Source organism: Psychrobacter sp. AOP7-C1-14 (assembly GCF_052376135.1).
In the GTDB taxonomy this organism is placed as follows: domain Bacteria; phylum Pseudomonadota; class Gammaproteobacteria; order Pseudomonadales; family Moraxellaceae; genus Psychrobacter.
The window spans coordinates 52,142-75,195 of record NZ_JBQSVH010000001.1; the positions used below are offsets into that span (position 1 = coordinate 52,142).

Annotated in this window: 18 protein-coding genes; 12 read left to right on the top strand and 6 right to left on the bottom strand. The window is 43.4% G+C overall.

Annotation, left to right across the window (positions count from 1 at the left end; all coding sequences use genetic code 11):
- Window positions 1–77: 77 nt before the first annotated feature.
- A complete protein-coding gene (locus tag ACT3QN_RS00215) occupies window positions 78–1,373 on the bottom strand; it encodes an NCS2 family permease (RefSeq protein ID WP_101204806.1) in 1,296 nt (431 codons plus the stop codon).
- 619 nt (window positions 1,374–1,992) lie between these two features.
- Here ACT3QN_RS00215 and tolQ point away from each other — a divergent pair.
- The 5 genes from tolQ (at window position 1,993) to ACT3QN_RS00240 (ending at window position 7,598) form a co-directional block, all read left to right on the top strand.
- Window positions 1,993–2,715, top strand: coding sequence for a protein TolQ (gene tolQ, locus ACT3QN_RS00220; RefSeq protein WP_444522037.1), 723 nt, complete (start codon window positions 1,993–1,995; stop codon window positions 2,713–2,715).
- Window positions 2,712–3,170 carry a protein TolR gene (gene tolR / locus ACT3QN_RS00225; RefSeq protein ID WP_444522036.1) on the top strand — a complete coding sequence of 153 codons (459 nt, stop codon included), beginning with the start codon at window positions 2,712–2,714 and terminating at the stop codon, window positions 3,168–3,170. The genes tolQ and tolR overlap by 4 nt, the downstream gene beginning before the upstream one ends.
- A gap of 88 nt (window positions 3,171–3,258) precedes the next feature.
- Window positions 3,259–4,260: a cell envelope integrity protein TolA gene (locus ACT3QN_RS00230; protein ID WP_444522035.1), complete on the top strand. Its 1,002-nt coding sequence runs from the start codon at window positions 3,259–3,261 to the stop codon at window positions 4,258–4,260.
- A 136-nt stretch (window positions 4,261–4,396) separates the two neighbouring features.
- Complete coding sequence (locus tag ACT3QN_RS00235; RefSeq protein WP_444522034.1) at window positions 4,397–5,689, top strand: translocation protein TolB; 1,293 nt, start codon at window positions 4,397–4,399, stop codon at window positions 5,687–5,689.
- 502 nt (window positions 5,690–6,191) lie between these two features.
- Window positions 6,192–7,598, top strand: a complete 1,407-nt coding sequence (locus tag ACT3QN_RS00240; RefSeq protein ID WP_444522033.1) for a nucleobase:cation symporter-2 family protein — start codon at window positions 6,192–6,194, stop codon at window positions 7,596–7,598.
- Between the two features lie 150 nt (window positions 7,599–7,748).
- On the opposite strand, the gene ACT3QN_RS00245 is transcribed toward ACT3QN_RS00240, so the two are convergent.
- Window positions 7,749–8,411 (bottom strand): TetR/AcrR family transcriptional regulator, encoded by a 663-nt coding sequence (locus ACT3QN_RS00245; protein WP_444522032.1) that lies wholly within the window; start codon window positions 8,409–8,411, stop codon window positions 7,749–7,751.
- A 525-nt stretch (window positions 8,412–8,936) separates the two neighbouring features.
- Between ACT3QN_RS00245 and uraD the strand changes: the two genes are divergently transcribed.
- From uraD to ACT3QN_RS00280, 7 genes are all read left to right on the top strand, one after another.
- Complete coding sequence (gene uraD / locus ACT3QN_RS00250) at window positions 8,937–9,458, top strand: 2-oxo-4-hydroxy-4-carboxy-5-ureidoimidazoline decarboxylase (RefSeq protein ID WP_444522031.1); 522 nt, start codon at window positions 8,937–8,939, stop codon at window positions 9,456–9,458.
- Between the two features lie 77 nt (window positions 9,459–9,535).
- The gene (gene uraH, locus ACT3QN_RS00255) at window positions 9,536–9,904 is read left to right on the top strand and encodes a hydroxyisourate hydrolase (RefSeq protein WP_444519694.1); all 369 of its coding nucleotides are present in this window, start codon (window positions 9,536–9,538) and stop codon (window positions 9,902–9,904) included.
- A gap of 111 nt (window positions 9,905–10,015) precedes the next feature.
- On the top strand, window positions 10,016–11,350 hold the full coding sequence (locus ACT3QN_RS00260) for a urate hydroxylase PuuD (protein WP_444522030.1): 1,335 nt from the start codon (window positions 10,016–10,018) through the stop codon (window positions 11,348–11,350).
- A gap of 82 nt (window positions 11,351–11,432) precedes the next feature.
- Window positions 11,433–12,413, top strand: coding sequence for an allantoinase PuuE (gene puuE, locus ACT3QN_RS00265; RefSeq protein ID WP_444522029.1), 981 nt, complete (start codon window positions 11,433–11,435; stop codon window positions 12,411–12,413).
- A gap of 149 nt (window positions 12,414–12,562) precedes the next feature.
- Window positions 12,563–13,645, top strand: a complete 1,083-nt coding sequence (gene alc, locus ACT3QN_RS00270; RefSeq protein WP_444522131.1) for an allantoicase — start codon at window positions 12,563–12,565, stop codon at window positions 13,643–13,645.
- Window positions 13,645–14,175, top strand: a complete 531-nt coding sequence (locus ACT3QN_RS00275) for an ureidoglycolate lyase (RefSeq protein ID WP_444522028.1) — start codon at window positions 13,645–13,647, stop codon at window positions 14,173–14,175. Before alc ends, ACT3QN_RS00275 begins: the two co-directional genes overlap by 1 nt.
- A 464-nt stretch (window positions 14,176–14,639) precedes the next feature.
- Window positions 14,640–15,428 (top strand): DUF5020 family protein, encoded by a 789-nt coding sequence (locus ACT3QN_RS00280; RefSeq protein ID WP_444528709.1) that lies wholly within the window; start codon window positions 14,640–14,642, stop codon window positions 15,426–15,428.
- Between the two features lie 131 nt (window positions 15,429–15,559).
- On the opposite strand, the gene guaD is transcribed toward ACT3QN_RS00280, so the two are convergent.
- The 4 genes from guaD to ACT3QN_RS00300 form a co-directional block, all read right to left on the bottom strand.
- Window positions 15,560–16,972: a guanine deaminase gene (guaD, locus tag ACT3QN_RS00285; RefSeq protein WP_444522026.1), complete on the bottom strand. Its 1,413-nt coding sequence runs from the start codon at window positions 16,970–16,972 to the stop codon at window positions 15,560–15,562.
- An 82-nt stretch (window positions 16,973–17,054) separates the two neighbouring features.
- Window positions 17,055–18,026 (bottom strand): XdhC family protein, encoded by a 972-nt coding sequence (locus tag ACT3QN_RS00290; protein WP_444522025.1) that lies wholly within the window; start codon window positions 18,024–18,026, stop codon window positions 17,055–17,057.
- Window positions 18,019–20,592 carry a xanthine dehydrogenase molybdopterin binding subunit gene (xdhB, locus tag ACT3QN_RS00295; protein ID WP_444522024.1) on the bottom strand — a complete coding sequence of 858 codons (2,574 nt, stop codon included), beginning with the start codon at window positions 20,590–20,592 and terminating at the stop codon, window positions 18,019–18,021. The genes ACT3QN_RS00290 and xdhB overlap by 8 nt, the downstream gene beginning before the upstream one ends.
- Before the next feature lie 78 nt (window positions 20,593–20,670).
- Window positions 20,671–22,386: a xanthine dehydrogenase small subunit gene (locus ACT3QN_RS00300; RefSeq protein WP_444522023.1), complete on the bottom strand. Its 1,716-nt coding sequence runs from the start codon at window positions 22,384–22,386 to the stop codon at window positions 20,671–20,673.
- Window positions 22,387–23,054 lie beyond the last annotated feature (668 nt).

Consider the following 23,054-nt stretch of genomic DNA (forward strand, 5'->3'; position numbering starts at 1 on the left):
AAAAAACCCTCCTTATCATCAGCTGATAAGGAGGGTTTCTTGTTTAAGACGCTATTAATGTCTTACTACACGTTGCATTATAAGAAAATAATCTTGAACAATAATATAGCAGTCAAAATCCAGACAGCGATACTGATATCTGCAAACTTGCCTGCAATTGCTTTTACAGCCGTAAAGGTAATAAAACCAAGTGCGATGCCGTCAGCGATAGAGTATGTAAGCGGTGTGAATAGCAATACCACGACCACTGGTGCTGCTTCTGTTAAGTCGCTCCAGTTAATGTCCTTTAGGGTACCCATCATAAGTACGGCTACATAAAAGATAGCGCCAGCCGTTGCATAAGCTGGAATCATACCTGCTAGCGGCGAGAAGAAAATACTGAACAGGAATAGCACACCTACCGTAACAGCCATCAAGCCTGTACGGCCACCTGAGGCGATACCAGAGATACTCTCAATATAACTGGTCGTCGATGAAGTACCCAGTAAAGAACCTGCTACTGTCGCTGTTGAATCAGCGAGTAGTGCCTTGCCCATGTTCGGGATATTGCCATCTTTGTCCGTTAGTTTTGCTTGGCTAGTGGTAGCAATCAAAGTACCAGCAGTATCAAATAAATCGACAAATAAGAAAGCAAAGATAACACTAATCATGCCCACATCAAATGCACCAGCAATGTCTAACTGCATAAGCGTCGGTGCAATAGAAGGCGGTGAAGAGATGATACCTGTGAACTGCGTATAGCCCATTAATAAGCTAATCAGTGCAACCAATAAAATACCAATGGTTACCGCACCTGGGACTCTCTTATAAGACAGGCCAATGATAACAACAAAACCTAATGAAGCCATGACAGGACCAAATGATGTCATGTCACCAAGGCCAACTAAGGTTGCATCATGATTGACGATGATGCCTGCGCTTTGCAATGCAATAAACGCCAAGAACGCACCAATACCAGCGACTACGCCGTTTTTGAGAGACGTTGGAATGGCATTAATGATTGCTTCACGAATCTTGAATAGACTCAATAGTACGAAGATACAACCAGACAAGAACACCGCACCTAACGCTGTCTGCCATGCGTAGCCCATACCAAGCACCACACCATAGGTAAAGAAGGCATTAAGACCCATACCTGGTGCGAGCGCAACTGGTAGTCGGGCGTAGATACCCATGATGAAACAACCTACTGCTGCTGCTATACAGGTCGCTACAAATACGGCCCCTTTATCCATACCTGCATCGGCTAAGACGTTAGGGTTGACAAAGATAATATAAGCCATCGTCAAGAACGTGGTTATACCAGCGATGATTTCTGTTTTGATCGTGGTATTTTCACCATTAATCCCAAAATAGCGTTCAATTGCATTCATAAGTGTCGCCCCCGACTGGCTAATAAAAAGTCATCATTACCTAAAATTGAACATGACCTCAGCGAAAAAATAACGATGCCACAATAAGAATAATGTAGTAACAAAGCGTAACATATTAGACCAGTTATCTTACAAACTCAATCGTTGATAATGTCTATCTCGTATAAAGCTGAATTTTGAGAAGCTGTGAAACTACAGCATAGAAAAACGATATAAAGCCATACATAGTCGTATTGCTTTAAGCTATTCAACAAACTGTTTTCTACTCATTATTGAGATGGTATTCGGTTTGAGTCATAAATTTTAGGCAATCACTGTTTGCTCTGTCATTATTCATGTTATTCAACTAACTACTGACTTAACCAATAGCAGCCCAACTAAATAGTCATTTAACACATTAATAATGACCTTTTTCTCATTTAGAAGTAAACTAGGGGGCTATTATACCGATGCCTATATGGCGATACTTATTGTTGAAGCTTTTTTCTCAGCACAGTTACAAATTTCTGGTGAAGAAATCTACTACGTATTAAAAAATAAACAGTGTTTGTTTAAAGGTTGTCTGGTTTGGACGACACTATTCCAGCCAGCTGTTATCAATTATCCGTGAGTCCATTACATGCCTGAATCATTAAATATTGTCGATCTTATTACCCAAGCCAGTCTACTGGTGCAGATTGTGATGGCACTATTGTTATTAGCTTCTTTGCTCAGCTGGGTTATGATCTTTCGCATGAGTGCGCGACTTGGTACAGCCAAAAACTTTGATCAACAATTTGAGACTTGGTTTTGGTCAGGTGAAGACTTGGCTAAACTATATCAAGGCATCCAAGGATCGCCTGATCGTCAGGGACTTGAGCAAATTTTTTATGTAGGCTTTTCAGAATACCTGAGAATGCATAAAAAGCGTCAACCTAAAGACGACATTATCGATGGTGTTGAACGCAAGTTACGCGTCGGTCTAGGACGCCAGCAGCAATTGCTAGAGTCAGGGCTGACGACGCTAGCCAGCATTGGCTCCGTTGCACCATATATTGGACTGTTCGGTACAGTGTGGGGCATCATGAATGCCTTTTTGGGACTGTCTCAAACTGAGCAAGCTACCCTCGCCTCGGTAGCGCCAGGTATCGCTGAAGCCCTGATTGCTACAGCTATGGGTTTGTTTGCGGCTATCCCTGCGGTATTGGCATACAATCATTTCACAGCAAAATCGAGCCAATTATACGACTCGCGTGCCTTATTTTGTGATGAAATGACAGGAATGCTACAACGTGAGACCAGCGTACAAGCGCCTATTAGCAAAGAAACCCAAGTTACTGCAGGTCAGGTGACAGGGCTATGAAACCAAACCCCTACGGCCGTGAAAAAAAAGCGCTCAATGCAGAAATGAACGTCGTTCCTTATATTGATGTCATGCTTGTATTATTGGTGATATTTATGGTGACAGCGCCGATGCTGATTACAGGTGTCGATGTCGACCTACCAAAAGAGCAAACCAATACTATCAGTCAAAGCCAACTACCTGTGATTGTTTCTTTGACTGACAGTGGTGATATCTTTATAAGTTATGAAAGCAATGTCGACGTGCCAGTAAGTGAGCCTGAGCTGATTAATACATTATCTAACCTACAGTCTCAAAGCGACAATAATAACGCTGAGCCAGTACAAGTGATGATCAATGCGGATCAAAACAATCAATACGGTGCCATCATGACACTCATGGCAACCTTGCAACAAGCAGGTATTGAAAAAGTAGGGTTACTGACCGGTGCGCCTCTACCTACACCTTCCTTATAGTGATAAGCATCACTTGAGACACGCTTCACATAGTAATAACTAATACTAGTAGTCAATCCGACACACCACGTTCATGAGTATCCTTACTATGCATAATGCTCCTGCCGTCTATGTACCTACCGAACCAGAAAGCAACGGGCTCACATTACCTACGTTGCTCAGCTTGCTGGCGCATGGTCTTATTATCGGCATATTGGTTTATAACTATCAAACCACTGAAGTTGAGACTGCTGGTAGTATTGAAACGGTCATGGTATCTCCTGAGCAACTTGCTGAAATGCAAGGACAAATATTGGCCAACCGTGCAGCAGCCAATACGATGCCAATGAATAGTAGCACTAGCGGCTCGTCTAGTAATGCCCAGCCACAGGTATCTAGTGTTAGTACGCAAACTACAAGCCAGACAACCTCTCAGCGTGACCCTGTATTTACACGATCTGAGGAGCCTGCGAGTCAACCTATACTGATGAGTGAAGACCATCAACAACGTCTGCTTGAGCAAAATCAAGAATATGAGCGCAAAATGGCTGAGTGGGCAGCACAATTAGATGAATCCGCTATGGAAGAGCTTGACCAAATCGATCAAAGCAAACGTGATCAGCTCATAGAAGAACAAAAAAGGCTGGGAGAGTTTCGTCAAAAGCAAAACAATTCACCAAAGATAAAACGTCCCACTGCTAGCGATCGTAACATAGAGATTGATACCGACGGCTCTGGCAATGCAGGGAAAACCTTTAGCCTGTCAGATGGTCAGTCTACTGTGTCTGGTGACACATCAACCTCTAGTATATCCAAAGGCAGTACTCGCTCTGCATCGAGCGACAGTCGTGGTACCAGCAACAATGAAATTATCAATTTAATCAAACGCAACTATACGCCACCTACCGCCGCGCGAGGCTCTACCCAACGCGCAACCTTGACTATCACTGTCAATGCCAATGGCGATGTAGTCAACGTGACAGTTTCCGGACCTGATAGTACGGTCAACGAAGCGGCAAGACAGGCAGTACTCAATATTGGTAGTCTCCCGATTGATGCTGATGACCCTAAATACCCGACTTTTACCATACAGTTTAAAGGCAGTAATTAATCAGTTGCTAGGTCTTTGTAAGATTGGTAACGTAACGTTAGGCGGCTTGTCTCGCATAGGTTGCTGCTCATCTAGATGCCTGTCTCATTAAGTACAAAAATGAATATCACACTAATTTTAGGAGCTCGATTTACTCATGCGTACCCATAACAAGTTACTAGTCTCATTACTCGCCAGCACTTCAGCATTAATAGCGTCGCAAAGCGTGCTTGCAGCACCTGTTGTATTAGAGTTGGACTATGAGATTCCTGTTCAACAAAACCAAGTCGCATTTGTATCGTTTGCAGGTGACTCTGTGTTATCACCGATTATATTAAATGACTTGAATAAAACAGAGCTTAAAGTAACCAATAAAGATCTGCCGCAGCAGCCACATAGTAGTAAAGAGCTGACAGGTACCTTACCTGTCTGGCAAAGCATGGGGATACCGTATCTAGTCGTCGGCAGTACACGTACTAATCGTGGCAAAATAGTCACTGATTATGAAGTCATCGATGTCAAATCTGGTCGTGTGATACAAGGCAAGCAAAGCCTAACCGCTGACAATAATAGAGAGAGTATGCGTTATGCTGGTCATGTTATCGCCGACAAAGTATACGAGCTGATTACTGATACTCCAGGAGATTTCTCAGGGCGTATTGCTTACATTGAGGAATCAGGGACTGGCAAGCAAAAAATCTCTCGTCTCAAGGTGATGGATGCCGATGGCGAAAATGCGAGAACCATTACTGAAGTGGCTGGCTCTATTTTTTCACCAGCATGGTCGCCTGATGGTAACCGTATCGCCTATTCAGTACAACGCGAAAAATCATATCCTGTTATCTACGTCCAAAACGTCAGTGGCGGCGGCGCAACTGCCCTAACGCCGTTTTCAGGTAGTAATTTAAGTCCTTCATTCTCCCCTGATGGTAGCAAAATACTATTCTCTAGTAGCTTTGAAGGCAGTGCCGATATCTATGAGATGAGCGCTAGCGGCGGCACGCCTAGGAGACTCACCAATTTACCAAGTAGTGAAGTACAGCCAAGCTATGCACCAGACGGTAAATCTTTCGTGTTTGTCAGTGATAAAACTGGCTTTAACAAGCCGCAAGTTTATCGCTACGAGTTCGGCTCAGGACGCATCACTAAAGTATCAAACGGGGGTTATGCAACCAGTCCGCAATTTAGCAGTGACGGTACACAAATTGCTTTTTTGAGTGGGCGCTCAGCGGCTATTATGAATAGTAATGGCGCGGTCACTACCAATCTTGGTAATACGGGTATCGACGAAGCACCAAGCTTCTCGCCAAACGATAAACGCGTCGTCTACGCATCGACTCAAGGCGGCAAAGGCGTGCTGACCATCAGGTCTCTCAATGGTGGCGAGGCGTTTGGTAAGTCAGGACAAGGCGTTATTCGCTCACCAGTATGGTCATCAAGCCCCAAATAATCTGTCATCTATTAACGTAGCCATCTTGGATGTCATGCAACAGGTATCAACTGTTAAACAAACGTTAGAAAGCCCCAACCATATTCATTATGATTGGGGCTTCTTTATGATAAAAAATAACGATTAAAGTAATAGTACAGCTTGACGCTGATTCACTTTCAATATGTGACTCCTTTCGTTTTTGACCATTCAATGTTACTTAACTCCTCCTAGTTCGTAACAAACCTGTAAACTCACTAGTACCAAAAAAAACATTGCAATGTCTTGTATTTTACATATACCCTAAATAGACCTGACTAATTGGTCAGGTTGTACAAAAATTAGCCAACATATATTAGCTATTTTATTGTTCATCTTACAGACGGATGCTTACCCTCTATTGTCTACATCGATAAAGCAGCAAGTCAAGGGTTGAGTTGAAACCTTTATCTCGTGATTTACCACATTGTCTGATATTTACAGTTAAGCGGGTGCTAAGCAGTTATTTTAGGAGGAAACCACCATGAGTGAAAACGTTCCAGAGAATACCGATTTACTGTATAGACTGCACGACCGTCCCACCCCCATTAAAGCATTTTTAGGTGCTATACAGCACGTACTTGCAGCATTTGTAGGTATCATCACCCCTTCTCTTATCATAGGTGGCACATTAGGTTTAGGCGAGCATATTCCCTATCTTCTCAGTATGTCATTGATAGTATCTGGCGTTGCAACCTTTATTCAGACTCGTAAAGTAGGCCCTGTTGGCTCCGGTCTCATGGCATTGCAAGGCACTAGCTTTGGGTTTTTAGCAGCGGTACTGACAGCAGGTTTTGTGGTAAAAAACCGCGGTGGTAGTCCTGAGGAGATCCTATCCGTTATCTTTGGCGTTTCATTTCTCGGAGCATTTGTTGAGATATTTTTAAGTCAGTTTATTACCAAACTCAAATCTTTTATGAGCCCAATTGTTACAGGCTGCGTGATTGTCACAATTGGTTTGTCATTAACTAAGGTAGGTTTGACTGACTTAGCTGGCGGATTTGGTGCTGAAGATTTTGGTAGTATTCCAAATTTATTGTTAGGCGGTAGTGTGCTGATCAGTGTCATACTTATCAGTATTATCAATAATAAAGTTATTCGCTCAAGCGCTATCTTTATTGGTTTGATGTTTGGTCTTGTCGTTGCCGTACTTATGGGACGTATCGACTTTTCGTTGGTTTCTGAAGCGGCTTTTTTCACGGTGCCGATCCCCTTTAAGTATGGCTTTGGTTTTGATTGGCAAGCTTTTATTCCTATTGCCTTTATGTACATTATTACCAGTATTGAAACCTCAGGCGATTTGACGGCTACCTCAATGATATCGGGTGAACCAATTAAAGGCCCTATCTATGAAAAGCGGATCAAAGGCGGCGTACTAGGAGATGGTGTTAACTCTCTGATTGCTGCAGTATTTAACACCTTCCCTGTGACTACTTTTAGCCAAAACAACGGTGTGATCCAAATGACGGGGATTGCCAGTCGCTACGTGGGATTCTATGTTGGTGGTCTTCTCTGCCTGATGGGACTGTTCCCTGTTCTTGGTGCTGTTTTTACGCAACTTCCTAAGCCTGTCGTTGGTGGCGTGACGCTATTGATGTTTGCGACTGTAGCAACTGCTGGTATTCGTATTTTATCTACCGTACAGTTTACTCATCGTAACGTCTTAATCATCGCCACCTCACTAGGTCTGGCAACGGGTATCGCCTTTGTTCCTGACGTGCTGTCTCAAACGCCGCAGTTTTTTCAAAATATCTTTGGTTCAGCGGTAACGATGGCAGGGATTGTGGCCATCACGCTTGATATGATTTTACCCAAAAATTACGGCGCTGAGTTCGATACCAAAGCGAAGCATACTGAAGACGGCTTAGAATCAACGCAAGAAGTGGCTTAATACTAAGCGCAAGCTAAGGCTGAATATATCGAAGGATTTAGCCATAAATGAGGTGCGATAGATGCACAGGTAGGAACAGTCTATGCACCTCGCCTATTAAACACTTCGCGTATTAAATAGGCGTCTTGTCCACTAGGTACCTTGTCATCGTTAAAGGCCACAGCCTTTTAGAATAAAAGGCACTAGAAAGTCTGCTGCACGCGCTTCATCTTCTGCGTCATATGCTGTCTTATCCATCAATCCAACAATTTCAATCTCAAATTCAGCATAACGCTGGGTAGTCGCCCAAATCAAAATCAGTAGCTGTAGAGGATCCGTAATCCCAATTTTACCTTGCTTGTGCCACTCTTTCATTACCTGTGCTTTATCGTGTACCCACTCCTTCATTGTTGTGGACATAAATTCATGTAAATGCGGTGCACCACCGATAACCTCAATGGCAAACAGTTTATGACGACTTGGATTGACAAAAGCTTGATGTAGCTTGGTACGGACAAATTTTTCGATGACTGTTTTTGGGTCGCTATCTACTGTCATGGTTACTAATCCTTCGTTCCATTCTTGAATGATAGAGCGCAGCACTGCCATGTAGAGATTCTTTTTGTTTTTAAAATAATAGTGAACATTGGCTTTAGGTAAGCCTGCTCTGTCGGCAATACCCTGCATCGTAGCGCCGCGATAGCTTTGGAGCACGAACTCTTCTTCAGCTGCCGCTAAGATAAGCGCTTGATTCTGTGCGCGAATGGCTTGTTGGCTACGGTGCGAGGGTGTATCAGTCACTAAGGCATCTTCCTTTTTATTGTTTTGAGTCATAACAGTGGTATCTCACTCTAAGGGGCAGGTTCGACAAAATAGTCACTATATTTCGCTGTGTATTCTTATATAAATACATAGATTTAATCAGCATAACCTGTGGAATAAAAATATTTCGCATAAAACAGTTGACCAACTAGTCAGGTTTTAGCAGAATGGGAACTGTAAATCAATCATGCCGTCATTAATCATTTCTTGTCAGACATTTTAGACGGCTAAAATATCAGTGTTTCTTTAGCAAATCTGTTTCATATTGTCAGTTCACTATGATCTGAAATTACACAAAGCGTATACAAATACTAATTCGGTCTGACTACGAACACATAGATTATCGGCTCTTCATTTTAAGCAAATTAATAGTTGTTGGCTTAATCAAATAAGCCAAAGCACCGAAGCAACCTTTGCTTATCAAGATTGCTGCATATACTTATCGGTTTATGCAAATGATCGTAAGGTATAAACCTTTATCAAATACTTATCGCCCAATGCGAATAATGGGCTGCCATATCAGAAAAGGATGTCATTGTGAGCTTAACCTTAGCGCAATTCAACACTCTACCTCAAGAAGAAGCCGTCACCTATCTGTTGACCTGCTGCACCAGTACCCAATGGGCACAAAATCTTGCCAATACCCGCCCCTTTGCAGACTTGGATGCACTACTAGAAAGTAGCGACGCTATCTGGCACAAGGTACAAAATGACGAGGCTAACTTATTAGAAGCCTTTGATGGGCATCCGCAAATCGGCAATGTGGCATCGCTAAAAGAAAAATATCGCAACACACAAAGTAGCGCTGCACATGAACAATCAGGCGCTAACGATGCAGCAGATGAAGTCCTCGAAGCACTTGCCAGAGGCAATCAAGATTATCTTGATAAATTTGGTTTTATTTTTATTGTCTTCGCGACAGGTAAAAGCGCACAGCAAATGCTCGACCTGCTATTAGCGCGCCTACCTAATGGTCGTGCCATTGAACTAGCAAATGCAGCTACTGAGCAAAATAAAATCACGCGTTTGCGTTTAAACAAACTGCTAGGTAGTGCTTAGACGATTAAATAATAGTCGCAGAGTTAGACTAGTATTTTTACTCGATTTATATTTTTCACAAATTCAAAGGAAGCATTATGTCTGCCACCCTATCATCACATATCTTAGACACTCATCTTGGTAAACCTGCCGCTGATATCGCCGTTACCTTACACCGAGTACAAGACAACGGTGTTAGCAAGCTATTGGCACATGGGACAACCAATAGTGATGGCCGCGTCACACCAGACGCTTGGCAGTTTGATACAGCCATCGATAGCACAGAGCGTCAGCTAAATGTTGGTCGCTATACCGTGACGTTCGATACTCAATCTTATTTTGATGCGCAGCAGCTGACAGCATTTTATCCGCAAGTGGTTATCGACTTTGTGGTAAATGATGCCAGTCATTATCACGTGCCGCTCCTGCTTAGTGCACACGGTTATAGCACTTATCGCGGATCGTAAGTTTGGGGCTGTTTAGCTATCTGCTTTGTTATTAGTTTTCAAGAAATGCTATCAAAAGAAATTACCAAGACATTTTATTAAGACATTGTCATATTAAAGGACATTTATTACATGGGCGCCTATCTTCTCGAATGGTTAAGTTTATTTTTCCGCTGGTTTCATGTTATCGCTGGGGTGGCATGGATTGGTGCATCATTTTATTTTGTGTGGCTGGATCTAAGCCTACGCAAGCCGCCGCAGTGGAAAACAGACAAAGGCATATCAGGCGATCTTTGGGCTGTCCATGGTGGTGGGTTTTATGAAATTGCCAAATACAAGCTAGAGCCAGAGGAGATGCCAAAGACGCTACATTGGTTTAAGTGGGAAGCTTATACTACTTGGCTGACGGGTGCGGCGATGATGTCTATCGTCTATTATGCCAATGCAACTGCCTACTTGATAGACCCAAGCAAAGTGCCTTTTACCAGTATTGGTGCCATTGCCACCAGCTTGCTCTTCTTGTTCGGCAGTTACTTTATTTATGAAGTTATCGTACGCAGTCACTTGGGTAAAAACGCCTTTATCTTTAGTACGCTGATTTTTATCTTACTGGTCATCGCGAGCTGGGGCTCTTACCAGTTATTTAGTGATCGCGCCTCGTTCATTCATATCGGTGCTATCTTAGGCACGGTGATGGTGGGTAACGTATTCTTCGGTATTATGCCAGCTCAGCGCGCACTCGTTGACTGTGTACGGCGCGGCGAAAAACCAGGCAAGGAAGTGGCTGAATTGGCATTACAAGCCAAGAACCGCTCACTGATGAATAACTATTTTACCCTACCGCTCATCTTTACCATGATCAGCAACCATTATCCAATGATGTATGCTCATGAAAAAGGTTGGTTGGTATTGGTCTTCGTCGGTATCATCACTGCGACTGTGCGTCATTATTTTAACCAAAAGCATTTAGGTCATAAAAAACCACGCTACTTGGTTATTCCAGCCGTATTAACCGTATTACTGATTATTTGGATGCGTCCTGAGCCAATTGAACCAGTGCCTGCTACTGCTTCAGTAGCACCTACCACGAATAAGAGCACGCCACCAGCTACAAGCGCGTCTACCGACTCAAGCACTGACACCACTGCGAATGCTAATAGCAATTCTAATAACAGTGCTAACAACGATGCAACTACTGCTGAAGCCTTACCAGTAAGCGCATCAGCAGATGACGCTATGATGGATGTCGTGCATACGCGCTGTAGCACTTGCCATGCGGTTCAGCCAACACAACAAGGCTTTGCCGCGCCGCCAGCAGGTATTATTTTGCAGACGCCAGAAGACTTAAAAATACATAAAGCTAAAATCGTCACTGCCGTACAGACTGGCTATATGCCGCTTGGTAATATTACTCAGTTGTCGGACGCAGAACGCCAACAGCTCGTGGCCTATGCCTCATCACTTTAATTGGCGATTAGAAAACAACTGTCATTTATGAGTAATATTCATATGAATATTTAAGGCTCTAAGCGATATAGGAACATAAATAATGAGCAAAAAAATTACCAGTGACTTTGATATAAGTACGTACCCGCGCGACCTAAAAGGCTATGCTGGCAACCCACCAAAAGCAAACTGGCCAGGTGGCGCAAAAATTGCTGTACAGTTTGTATTGAATATTGAAGAAGGTGCAGAAAATAGCGTTATTCATGGTGATGGACAATCAGAGCGTTTCTTATCTGATATTTTAGGCACACCAGAATTTAACAACCGTCACCAATCTATTGAGTCTGCTTTTGAGTACGGTAGCCGTGTTGGTGTGTGGCGTGTGTTAGATGTGTTTAAAGAATACGGCGTTCCCATTACCACATTTACCTGTGCGGCGGCGGCTGAAAAGACTCCGCATATCATCGAGCGTGTATTAGAAGATGGTCATGAGATTGCCAGTCATGGTCTACGTTGGATCACCTATCAGGATATGTACCGTGAGACAGAGCGCGAGCATATTCGCTGTGCTACCCAAATATTTAAACGTATGCTAGGCGGACAACCTCTTGGTTGGTATACAGGACGTGATAGTCCAAATACTCGTGAACTGGTCGCTGAACAAGGTGGATATACTTATGACTCTGACTCGTATGGTGATGAATTACCATATTGGCTCAATGTAAAAGTCCAAGATGGCAATATGATCACGCGCAAACCGCATTTAGTCATACCTTATAGTTTAGAGACCAATGACATGCGTTTTTCTTCTAGCCCAGGGTTCACCCATGCTGAACCGTTTTATCAATATCTCAAAGACAGCTTTGACACCTTGTACGAAGAAGGCGCGCATACTCCTAAAATGCTGACCATCGGCTTGCATTGCCGCATTATCGGGCGCGCAGGACGTATCAAAGCGCTAAAGCAATTTTTGCAATATATCACCAGTAAGCCTGATGTATGGATATGCCGCCGTGACGATATCGCCAAGCACTGGTACGAAAACCACCCTGCTACGTTAGACAACACTGCTAACTGGATGTAAGATGATGTATCGTCCTGATACTCATTCTACTTAACTGAGCGAATGCTAATTAGTATGAATTCATAAATAAAATAAGCCATACGTTATTAACAAACACTATCACTAAAAAAGGAATCATTGTGAGTCAAAACACTTCAGAAGTTGGACAAATTATCTCAGCAAATAATCTACCTGATACCCTGCCGACATTTACCAAAAAATCAAACGTCGCTGACAGTCGCTTGGGGGCAAAATCACTATTCGCTACCGATGATTTCTTTGCAGATAAAAGCCGTATTCTAAATCCTGATGCACCTATCTTTGTCGTGGGTAAATTTGACAACAATGGTAAATGGATGGACGGTTGGGAAACACGTCGTAAACGTCATTTGGGTTACGATTACTTGGTTATCCAACTTGCACGCCCAACCAAAATAGCCGGTCTCGATATTGACACCAGTCACTTTACGGGCAATTTTCCCTCTTCTGCCAGTGTCGACGCATTATACGCGCCCGAGCTGCTGCAGCAAAATGAAGCTGAGCTTTCTACTCTAAACAGAGAAGGCTGGGATGGTAAAAACTGGCAGGCGCTAGTGGGTATGACTCCGCTACAGGGTCACAATCATGAGCTGATCGAAATTGATAATGAGCAAACGGTAACCCATATTCGTTTGAATATTTATCCAGATGGCGGCGTTGCCCGATTACGTGTCTATGGTGACATTCAACTTGATGCTAGTCTGAACAAACAGGGCGAGATGTTAGATCTAGCAGGTGCATTAAACGGTGGCCGTGCGATTGCTAGTAACGATGCGCATTTCGGTGCTGCTAGTAACTTACTGCTACCGACTAAAGCACCTAATATGGGCGATGGTTGGGAGACTCGTCGTCGCCGTGAACCAGGTAACGATTGGAGCATTATTGCGCTAGGCCAAGCAGGTATCGTTGATTCTATCGAGATAGATACTGCTCATTTCAAAGGCAATTATCCTGATAAAGTTTCGATTCAAGCCGTCTATTCACCAAATACACCAGAGCAAACTTTAGTAACTCAGAGTATGTTTTGGGAGACCTTGCTTGAGCCACAAAAGACCAATGCTGATGACGTTCATCACTTTGGTAAAGACAAGCTTCAACTTGATAAACCCATTACTCACATTCGGGTCAATATCTTCCCAGATGGCGGTATCAGCCGTGTACGCGTGTATGGCAAGGTAGCTGAGGTTGATACTGATACTGACGAGGCAAAATAATGAGTGTCATCCTAACGGCTACGCCCTTGACCAAGGCTAATTTTGCACCATACGGCTCGGTCATCGAGCGGTATGATACCTCTGAGCAAACCGCTGACAATACTTATGAGATCAATAATGGCTACGCGGTTCGCCATCATGCACTTGCCGAAAGCAAGCTTGATGGTGGCTCAGTTGGTATGAGTATTTTTCGAGCCAAAAAACGTAATAATCCTATCGCTCTCTCCGTCATGGAATACCATCCGCTTGGAACACAGGCGTTTGTATCGATGGAAGGTCAGGATTATATCGTTGTCGTTGCTAAAGCTGGCACGCCGCCGAAAACCCCTAACGATCTAGAGGTTTTTTATGCCACGTCTCATCAAGGCGTACAGTATGATGCCAACGTTTGGCACCATCCACTTTTAGCCCTTGGGCGCGATAGTGACTTTTTAGTGATTGACCGTATCAATGGCGAGGGAAACAATTGCCATGAGATAGATATCACAGCCTGGGATGTTTTTATTAAGTTAGAAGAAGAAAGCAGCTAACCTGTTGCATTAAATAAAGTCTATTATACGAACTTAAAGCCAGCTAATAAGAATTAGCTGGCTTTTTTATAATGACTGAACTTCTAAGCCTAATTCAAAGACGCTGCTATAGAGCCCAAGTTGGGGCATACAGATGTCTATTTTGGTGCTTTTACGACTCATTCGCTCATTTGTTAGCACTGTCTTCTGAATACTTTCAGAGTTAAGAAAATTAGGCGTAAGATTTGAGCAGATTTAGGGAGTATTTTGTCTATTTTATACATCAATCATAGTGAAAATCAGTAAATGCTAGAGAGCATAGCTTTTGTAGGTTCGTGGCACGATTATTGAATACTATTTAGTAGTAAGTATAAAAACGCTATTCGTCAATGTCTACTCGAAAAACAGAACTAACCAATAGCATGCTTATTACAAAGAGGTACTTAAGATAATTCAGATTCAATGGTATATAAAGGAGTCACATTTTGTATTTTGATTTACGAACCAGCCTACTCTCTAACTCACCTAGCCGAAAGCAAACCTTCCTCAAACCGTTGTCAGTGATGACAGTTGCTATCGCCGCTTTCGGTAGCATGTCTAGTATCCATGCTGAGACGTTTTTTACTGACACAAGTATTTCCGTGCTTTATGGCAGTGATTATGAACTCGTAGAAGACGGAGAGCTGACGACCGCTACATTAGAACATGTGTCTGCGCACGACTGGGGCGGTGTGTTCTTCTTCGTTGATCGTAACCAAGGTGCTAATGATATTGAAAACAATAGATTTAGAGAAACTTACGGTGAGCTGTCTCCTACACTCAAAATGGCAACTTTTGATAATAGCTTTATTAAGCAAGTTAATTTAGCTGCTACTTATGAATTTGGCTCAAACAGTACTGGCTTTGACCAAGACAACTATTTGGTTGGTATTGGTGCCGATCTGAATGTACCTATTCCAGGAACGAAATTTGCGTCGGCTACTCTATATCACGCCTTTAATGATAATACTGACGATGATCAACAAATCACCTTAACCTATGGTTGGGAGCGCAATAATTTCGTAGTAGATGGCTTTATTGACTATTCATTTAATAATGATGATATTGAAGATAATATTCATATCAACCCACAAATTAAATACAACTTACAAGAAGTGCTCGGTATTGATAACCGTTTAGAAGTCGGTATGGAGTATAGTTATTGGAAAAATAAATACGATGTTGATGGCGTAAATCAAAACTCTCCTAGTGCATTGGTAAAATTCCATTTTTAATATATAACAGAAATTAACAATCAAAACCTCTGTTCCTGTTGGATAGAAGCAGAGGTTCGTTTATATCTAAAAGAAGCGTCACTTGCTATTAATGTAGTTGATGTGATTACAGCACTGATAGATTTTCCTATTTATGCTGATAAAGTAGATTTGCAATATCGATTCACGCCTGCGATGACTGTTTGATTAATGACTCTATCATCGCCCAACATCATCAATACAAACAGCTGCTCTTCAAGTGTCTTAGTCTGTGCCATGCGTCGCTCAAGCAATTCAGTTGCCTCCATATCGATGACCACAAAATCTGCTTCTTTATTTGTCATAAAGTTACCAATTTTATTGTCCAATAATAGTGACTGTGCATTACCCAACGTAATTTGGTATAGCCCTTGATGAGCAGATAGCTGATTGTTTTGCAGTTGTTGGATTTTGTAGGCTTCTGACAAAGTCGTCAGCATTGATAGACTCGTCCCTGCCCCGACATCAGTAGCGATACTGACACCGGTATAACTCAACGTCTTGGGTAAATCGAACAACCCACTACCCAAAAACAGATTAGACGTTGGACAATGTGATATCTGTGTACCAGTCGCACGTAGGCGCTCGTACTCTGATGTCTCAAGATAGATTCCATGCGCCAAAGTCGTACGACGACCTAGCAGTCCCATATCGTCATAGACATCCAAGTAGCCTTTATGATTAGGATAAAGCTGTTTTACAAAGGCAATCTCATCACGGTTTTCTGCTAGATGCGTCTGCAAATAAACACTTTCATAACTAGCATACAGCTCACCTGCCATTTGTAGTTGCTTGGGTGTCGAGGTAATAGCAAAGCGCGGTGTGATGGCAACATGTTGGCGTCCTCGCTCATGCCAGTTAACGATAATATTTTGGGTATCCCGAATACTTTGTTCAGCAGGCACGCACAGCTGCGCAGGTGCATTTTGGTCCATCAGCACATTGCCCGTGATCATACGGGTATTTAGCTTATGACTTTCCGTAAAAAACGCGTCTGCCGATAACGGATGACTGGTAGAGAACACCATGGCACTTGTCGTACCATTAGCCAGCAGTTGGTTTAAAAAGAACTTAGCCGTATCGTGCGCCACTTTTGGATCACCAAAATTGGCTTCAGTGACAAAGGTATAATTATTAAGCCAATCAAGTAATTGCTCACCGTAAGCGGCGATCATATCTATTTGTGGATAATGTACATGCGTATCGATAAAACCTGGCATAATCAACTTATCGCGATAGACATGTATTTTGACTGCTGGCTGGCCTACTTGCTCAGCTGTCTTAGCATACTTTGTAAGTATGGTCTCACTATGACCATACTCTACGACGCACCCTGTCACATCATCTACGACAAGCGCACCATCAGCGATATATTCAGGATAGACCCCTACACCTTCAACCACTGGTAGCAAACCTATATTCTGCTCAATCGTTGGCGTCTGTAAACGAGTAAAAGTTGTACGCTCAGCACGATCACTTTCGGTCAGATAATGCAGCAGTCGTGCTTGATAGATATGTATGGTCATTCGTAGATTCCATAATGGTTTGATAGTACTGAGCGCTTTAATGACTTAATGAAAAGTATAAAATTTATATGAAGTAAGCCGTTCAAGAAATAGCTTGATGATATTGCTGTAAGAGCTGTGCCACGATAGAAACCGCCACCGCCATTGGTTCTTTGCCACCAATTTGTTGTCCAATAGGCATGACCAACTGATTCACCAGTTGGTCACTGTAGCCACGCTGAACCAAACGATCTCTAAAACGCTTGGCTTTGGTTGCCGAGGCAATGCAACCTACGTAAGGTGCTGTGACATCTGAGCATTTATCATGAGATGATGTGGTGTCAGAAATAGTATCTAATGCCGCCCGCACTAGCTCAAAATCCACACTATGGTCATGAGTCATAACCAGAATGAAGCGCTGACCACCTTGCACGATAAATGGGCGCACAAAATCTACAGGCTCATCATCGATATGCGGGCGAATATGTGCCGGCAAATTATAACGTTTGGATTGCTTAGTATTAGATTCATCAACTAAATAACGCTCAAACATCTCTGGGCGACTGTCTACCCAATCTACCTGACATGGCAGCTCAGCAAGAATAGTCATGAGTGCTGAGGCCACATGTCCTGCCCCAAATACCAGCACTGACATCGGCGGTGTTACATTAAAGCACTCGAACATAACAGTTACGCTACCGCCGCAGCACTGTGCCAATTTTGCGCCTAGCGGGTAGTGCTTGGTATAGACCGCATCACGGCGCACCGCTTTAGAGGATGCTGCCGTGCTGTCGCCATCAATTTCAGAAACTTTTGGTTTAACTTCTTTTGAGACAGTTGCTGCAATTTCACCATTCAATAGCTGCCGTGCCGTATTGATAACGTCGTGCTCTAAACCGCCGCCGCCCAGCGTATCCACGATACTATCTTGCGTAACGATCATCTTCGCCTGTAGCGCTCGAGGAGCAGACCCATTCACAGCTACGACCGTTGCCAACACATGAGCGATACCTCGCTGCTGATATCGCGCTAGACCTTCATACCAAACAACTGGTGGTGCTAATAAATCACTCACTGTGTGCAGGACCTCTTGCCCCTGCTACATTTGGGTGCTCTATCGCATCTGGCTGCTCATCGGTCTGTTTACCTTCTACTTCTTTTGGGTCGATATCTTTAGCATGGCGCACGTCTTGCGGCATTACTTTGTCATTGTAGAGAGTACCATTTTCTTCTACACCTTCGACAAGGCTATCAACCGTATCCTTGTCTGCTTTTGTCTCTAGATCCCATGAGGTACCTTGCATATGCATTACAGCTTTTAGCACAGCTTCTGGCGTCGCAGGCATGGTCAGTTCTGGATTCTTTTTATAATCACCAAGGCTGGCGATCGCATTGTTGAGAGCACACCAAACGCTGGCTGCTAGCATAAACGGCGGCTCACCCACGGCTTTAGAGTTATAAATGGTTTGTTCTTCGTTTTTGCGATCGTACAATTTGACATTCCACTGTTTAGGCAAGTCATGCGCAGTTGGAATTTTATAATTGGCAGGGCTATCAGAGGCGAGCTTACCTTTATCATTCCAGATCAACTCTTCTGCCGTGAGCCAACCCATACCTTGCACAAAACCACCTTCAATCTGACCGATATCAATAGCCGGATTAATTGACTGCCCTGCATCATGTAGCACATCACAGCGCAATACTTTGTACTCACCTGTCAACGTATCAATCTCAACCTCAGCACAGGCAGCACCTAATGCATAGTAAAAGAATGGACGTCCCCATGCTTTAGAGCGATCATAAAATATTTTTGGCGTTTTGTAGTAGCCAGTAGAAGACAAGCTGATACGGTTCTGGTATGACAGTTGAATCATTTCCGCAAAGGTCAGCGTTTCTTTATCACCGATGTAGACATGGTTATTTTCAAAACGTATGTCTGCTTGCGCCACGTCAAAATGCTCAGCCGCAAATTCAACGATGCGCGCTTTGATGCTTAAGCAAGCGTTCTGCGCCGCCTTACCATTAATATCTGTACCTGATGATGCGGCAGTTGGTGAAGTGTTAGGCACTTTATCTGTGCGCGTCGCTGATACTTTTACCGTATCCAAATCCACATCGAACTCGTTGGCGACAATCTGGGCGATTTTGATATACAGCCCTTGCCCCATCTCTGTACCACCATGATTGAGGTGGATACTACCATCGGTATAAATATGTACCAATGCACCTGCCTGATTAAGCGTTTGCACCGTAAATGAAATACCGAATTTTACTGGCGTTAAAGCAAGACCTAAGCGTTTATCACTGCCTTTAGCAGCAGCTTGTTTGTTGGCTTGTAGGATTCGTTGACGACGATTGTCGTAATCGCAATCGTCTGCCAATTTGCCCATAATGGCCGCCAAATCAAAATGCTCGATAGTTTGACCGTAATGGGTGCTTTGACCATCTTGATATAAGTTTGCTAAACGTACTTGCAGCGGGTCCTGCCCTAAGGCATAGGCAATATGATCCATCATATATTCAGCAGTCATTAGACCTTGTGGACCACCAAACCCTCGATAAGCAGTATTGGATACCGTATGTGTCTTACAACGATGACCTGCTACGTGGGCCGCTGGATAATAGTAGGCATTGTCACAATGGAACATCGCGCGATCAACGATGGCGTCAGACAAATCTGGCGCATAACCACACAAGCCAGCCAGTTGCATATCAACGCCTAATATACGGCCAGACTCATCCAAACCGACTTCGTAGCGGTTGGCAAACTCATGACGCTTACCTGTCACGACCATATCGTCTTGTCGATCTAAGCGCATGCTGACAGGGACGTTATACTTTTTAGCGATAATACCGCATAGACATGCCCAAGCAGCAGCTTGTGTCTCTTTACCACCAAAGCCGCCACCCATACGGCGTACAACTGTGTTTACCGCGTGAAATGGTAAGTCGGTAACCTCGGCGACCAGTTGCTGTACTTCGCTTGGGTGCTGTGAAGAGGTATACACTTCTAGCCCGCCATCGTCACAAGGCACCACATAAGATACTTGGCCTTCGAGATAAAAGTGCTCCTGCCCGCGCATATGAATATGACCTTCAATGCGAATCGGCGAGTTCTCAAGCGCAGTCGCAGCATCCCCACGCTTCATAAAATGACTCGGACGCACAAAAAACTCTTGCTCTAATGCTTTATCAATACTAAGTACTGCTGGCAATGGCTCATATTCTACCACTACCTTAGTGGCAGCTTTTTTAGCAGCACGATGACTGCGCGCCACTACCACAAATAGCGTCTGTCCCACATACTCTGTGATTTCATCCACCATCAGTGGCTCACCATCAAACACCGCACCGATATCCGTCTGCGCAGGCAAGTCTTTGAAGCTTAAAACATCGATTACCCCATCCGCATCTCTGACAGCGCTTAAATCCATACTCAATATACGTGCATGGGCGTGGCTACTCTTGCCCACTGCCAGATGTAGTGTGCCTTGTGGTTTTGCAATATCATCCACATAAGTCGCCGTCCCCATTACTTGGCTGATCGCACTATCATGCTTAGCCGAGGTGCCAATTTTATTTTTTGGCGGACGTACGCGGCGAATACTATAACTGTCAAATAAGGACGAATGATGGCTCATAATGGGTCTCTTTGATTGATGCTTTTTTATTTTTGGCAAATATAAGAATTAGGCAGTATTGGCAAACAACGCTACTAGTTAAGCGGTCTCGGTCGGTCTACCTGCTACCAACTGCTTACCGCACTTCACCAGTAAACGCCGTACCACATGTGAGCGATATTCACGGCTGGCTCTGACATCAGTCATAGGCGTAACATCTGCAGACAAGACTTGTGCTGCCTTCTCAAAACTTGCAACTTCAGCCGATTGTCCAATGAGCGCTTGCTGACACCTTACAGCTAATAATGGTATGGCAGCCATGCCGCCAAGCCCAAGTTTTGCACCTTCTATCGTCATACCATCTGCTGACACATCAATTCGCGCAGCCAATAGACACGCTGAGATATCATCCTCATAGCGCTTGCTAATTTTATGAATAAATAAGTGCTGGCTGTCTTGCATCAAAGGAATATGGATAGCGACCACATAACTGCCTGCTTGCAATTTGGTCTTTTTATAATCTAAGAAAAATTCTGATAAAGGTATGATCTCATCCGTATAAATAATAGCGCCGCTATTATTTGAATCACTACTTGATTTTTCACAATTAGGCGCGCAATGACGCAGATGAATTGACGCATCTAATGCCAATAAAATCGGTGGCAAGTCACCAATCGGCGACGCGTTGGCTATATTGCCGCCAATGGTGCCCATATTACGGATTTGCGGAGAGGCAATGCGCTCAAAAACTTGCGCAAAGCTTGGAAAATACTGCTCAAGCACAGGCAACATCTGCTGATAGCTCATGCCAGCACCTAGTATTAGTGACTGGCTAGAGAACTGATCGTTATCCGCCTCTGCATTGCTCGAGTCAGAATTTGTGTCAAGTAGCGACCATGACTTTAGTGTCTCAACACCTGAAAGCTGGATAATAACCTCATGATCAACCAAATGCTGGGTTACGCTCAATCCCAAATCTGTACCGCCTGCCCAAATCGTTGCTTGTGGATTGGCTGCTAAGACTTGATTCAGCTCATCTAATGTTTTAGGCATATACAACTGTCGCCCAGCATCATTGAGTGCAGGTGTAATAGCTTTCGGTTCTTGATTTTGTAATTCGGTTGGCTCGTTGTTAGAAACTACTGACTTCTCTGTACTGCCCATTGCATCTGTCGCTAGACTGATAGTTAGGTCTTTCACCGCTGACTGCTCTGCTTCTCTCTGCTGACCGATATCGCTCATCAGTAGACCAGCTTCGATAATAGGCCTATATCCTGTGCAGCGACATAGGTTGCCAGATATCGACGCAACCACTTCATCATAGCTTAATTGCTTGGCATCGCTCCAACTCGCTGCATTTTTACTTACCTGTATACGGTTATTTTCGTAAACGCAGGCAAGTGACATCACAAACCCAGGCGTACAAAAACCGCACTGTGACCCATGACAGTCAACCATCGCTTGCTGCGCTGGATGAAGTAGTGCACGGTCTGGATGATTTTCAGGGTTATCTGCCAAGTAAGAGGCTGTCATCAGATGGTGACCATCCATAAGTGACACTAGCGTAATGCAGGAGTTAATCGTATAGAACGAAGGCGTCGCATTTTTTTCATCACCATTTTCAGTATTAAGCACTTGCTGGCTAGTATTAGGCAGACGCTGGACCATCACAGTACAAGCACCGCAATCACCACTACCACAGCCTTCCTTAGTATCCGTTTGGCCTTCATGCAATCGTAAATACTCAAGCACCGTCGTATTAGGGTTAAGTTGGGTTAACTCATGGCGTTTCCCATTTAAGTAAAAACTAATCATAGCAAGACTCGGCTAAAATAAAATAATAAAGATAAGCTTAATGCTTAAGGAATTTGGTGGCTTAAATGCTGAACGTAAGCGCTTGGTTTGTATCATGTTGCAACCGTTTAAGTACGGCTCTACTGCTTTATCACTGCTAAGGTATGTGCGGCTTTGCTTACTAGCACATTCTTATTATGCAAGAGGGTCGAATCGGGTAAAGCTCACTCTCTATACCAGATATAATTGGTTGCAAACATTAGCGTTCATCGAACAATTTTGTTAGAAAACTCGTACGTTAGGATACTTGACTATTTGGTCAGCTTTCAACATATTATCACTATTCTTATTTATAACACAACCCGTTAAAATGCCTATAGATACTATCTCACCGTTGGCTGATAATTGGTGGATAACTCAAACATAAGAAAATAGCTATACGTTTTGTAGGCTTTATTGATAGTCAGGCTACTCAATATCAGATGCTGTTTTTATAAATATTTTAAATTTAATATATGGTAAATAAAATTAGGTATTAGATAATTTGTACGACAAACAGTGAGATAACGTGCGTAAAAACAGCATCAAATACATATATCCTTTTTAAACTGCTATAGTCAGATGATTTTATATATAATGTCTGAAAATAAGCCTGACTTTTCACTGCTATGCTTCTGATGATGGGTAGT

Bases quoted from the DNA above. Each gene is read 5' to 3' on its own strand.
- ACT3QN_RS00215 (WP_101204806.1), bottom strand. From the start codon at position 1,373: ATGAATGCAATTGAACGCTATTTTGGGATTAATGGTGAAAATACCACG.
- tolQ (WP_444522037.1), top strand. From the start codon at position 1,993: ATGCCTGAATCATTAAATATTGTCGATCTTATTACCCAAGCCAGTCTA.
- tolR (WP_444522036.1), top strand. From the start codon at position 2,712: ATGAAACCAAACCCCTACGGCCGTGAAAAAAAAGCGCTCAATGCAGAA.
- ACT3QN_RS00230 (WP_444522035.1), top strand. From the start codon at position 3,259: ATGCATAATGCTCCTGCCGTCTATGTACCTACCGAACCAGAAAGCAAC.
- ACT3QN_RS00235 (WP_444522034.1), top strand. From the start codon at position 4,397: ATGCGTACCCATAACAAGTTACTAGTCTCATTACTCGCCAGCACTTCA.
- ACT3QN_RS00240 (WP_444522033.1), top strand. From the start codon at position 6,192: ATGAGTGAAAACGTTCCAGAGAATACCGATTTACTGTATAGACTGCAC.
- ACT3QN_RS00245 (WP_444522032.1), bottom strand. From the start codon at position 8,411: ATGACTCAAAACAATAAAAAGGAAGATGCCTTAGTGACTGATACACCC.
- uraH (WP_444519694.1), top strand. From the start codon at position 9,536: ATGTCTGCCACCCTATCATCACATATCTTAGACACTCATCTTGGTAAA.
- ACT3QN_RS00260 (WP_444522030.1), top strand. From the start codon at position 10,016: ATGGGCGCCTATCTTCTCGAATGGTTAAGTTTATTTTTCCGCTGGTTT.
- puuE (WP_444522029.1), top strand. From the start codon at position 11,433: ATGAGCAAAAAAATTACCAGTGACTTTGATATAAGTACGTACCCGCGC.
- ACT3QN_RS00275 (WP_444522028.1), top strand. From the start codon at position 13,645: ATGAGTGTCATCCTAACGGCTACGCCCTTGACCAAGGCTAATTTTGCA.
- guaD (WP_444522026.1), bottom strand. From the start codon at position 16,972: ATGACCATACATATCTATCAAGCACGACTGCTGCATTATCTGACCGAA.
- xdhB (WP_444522024.1), bottom strand. From the start codon at position 20,592: ATGAGCCATCATTCGTCCTTATTTGACAGTTATAGTATTCGCCGCGTA.
- ACT3QN_RS00300 (WP_444522023.1), bottom strand. From the start codon at position 22,386: ATGATTAGTTTTTACTTAAATGGGAAACGCCATGAGTTAACCCAACTT.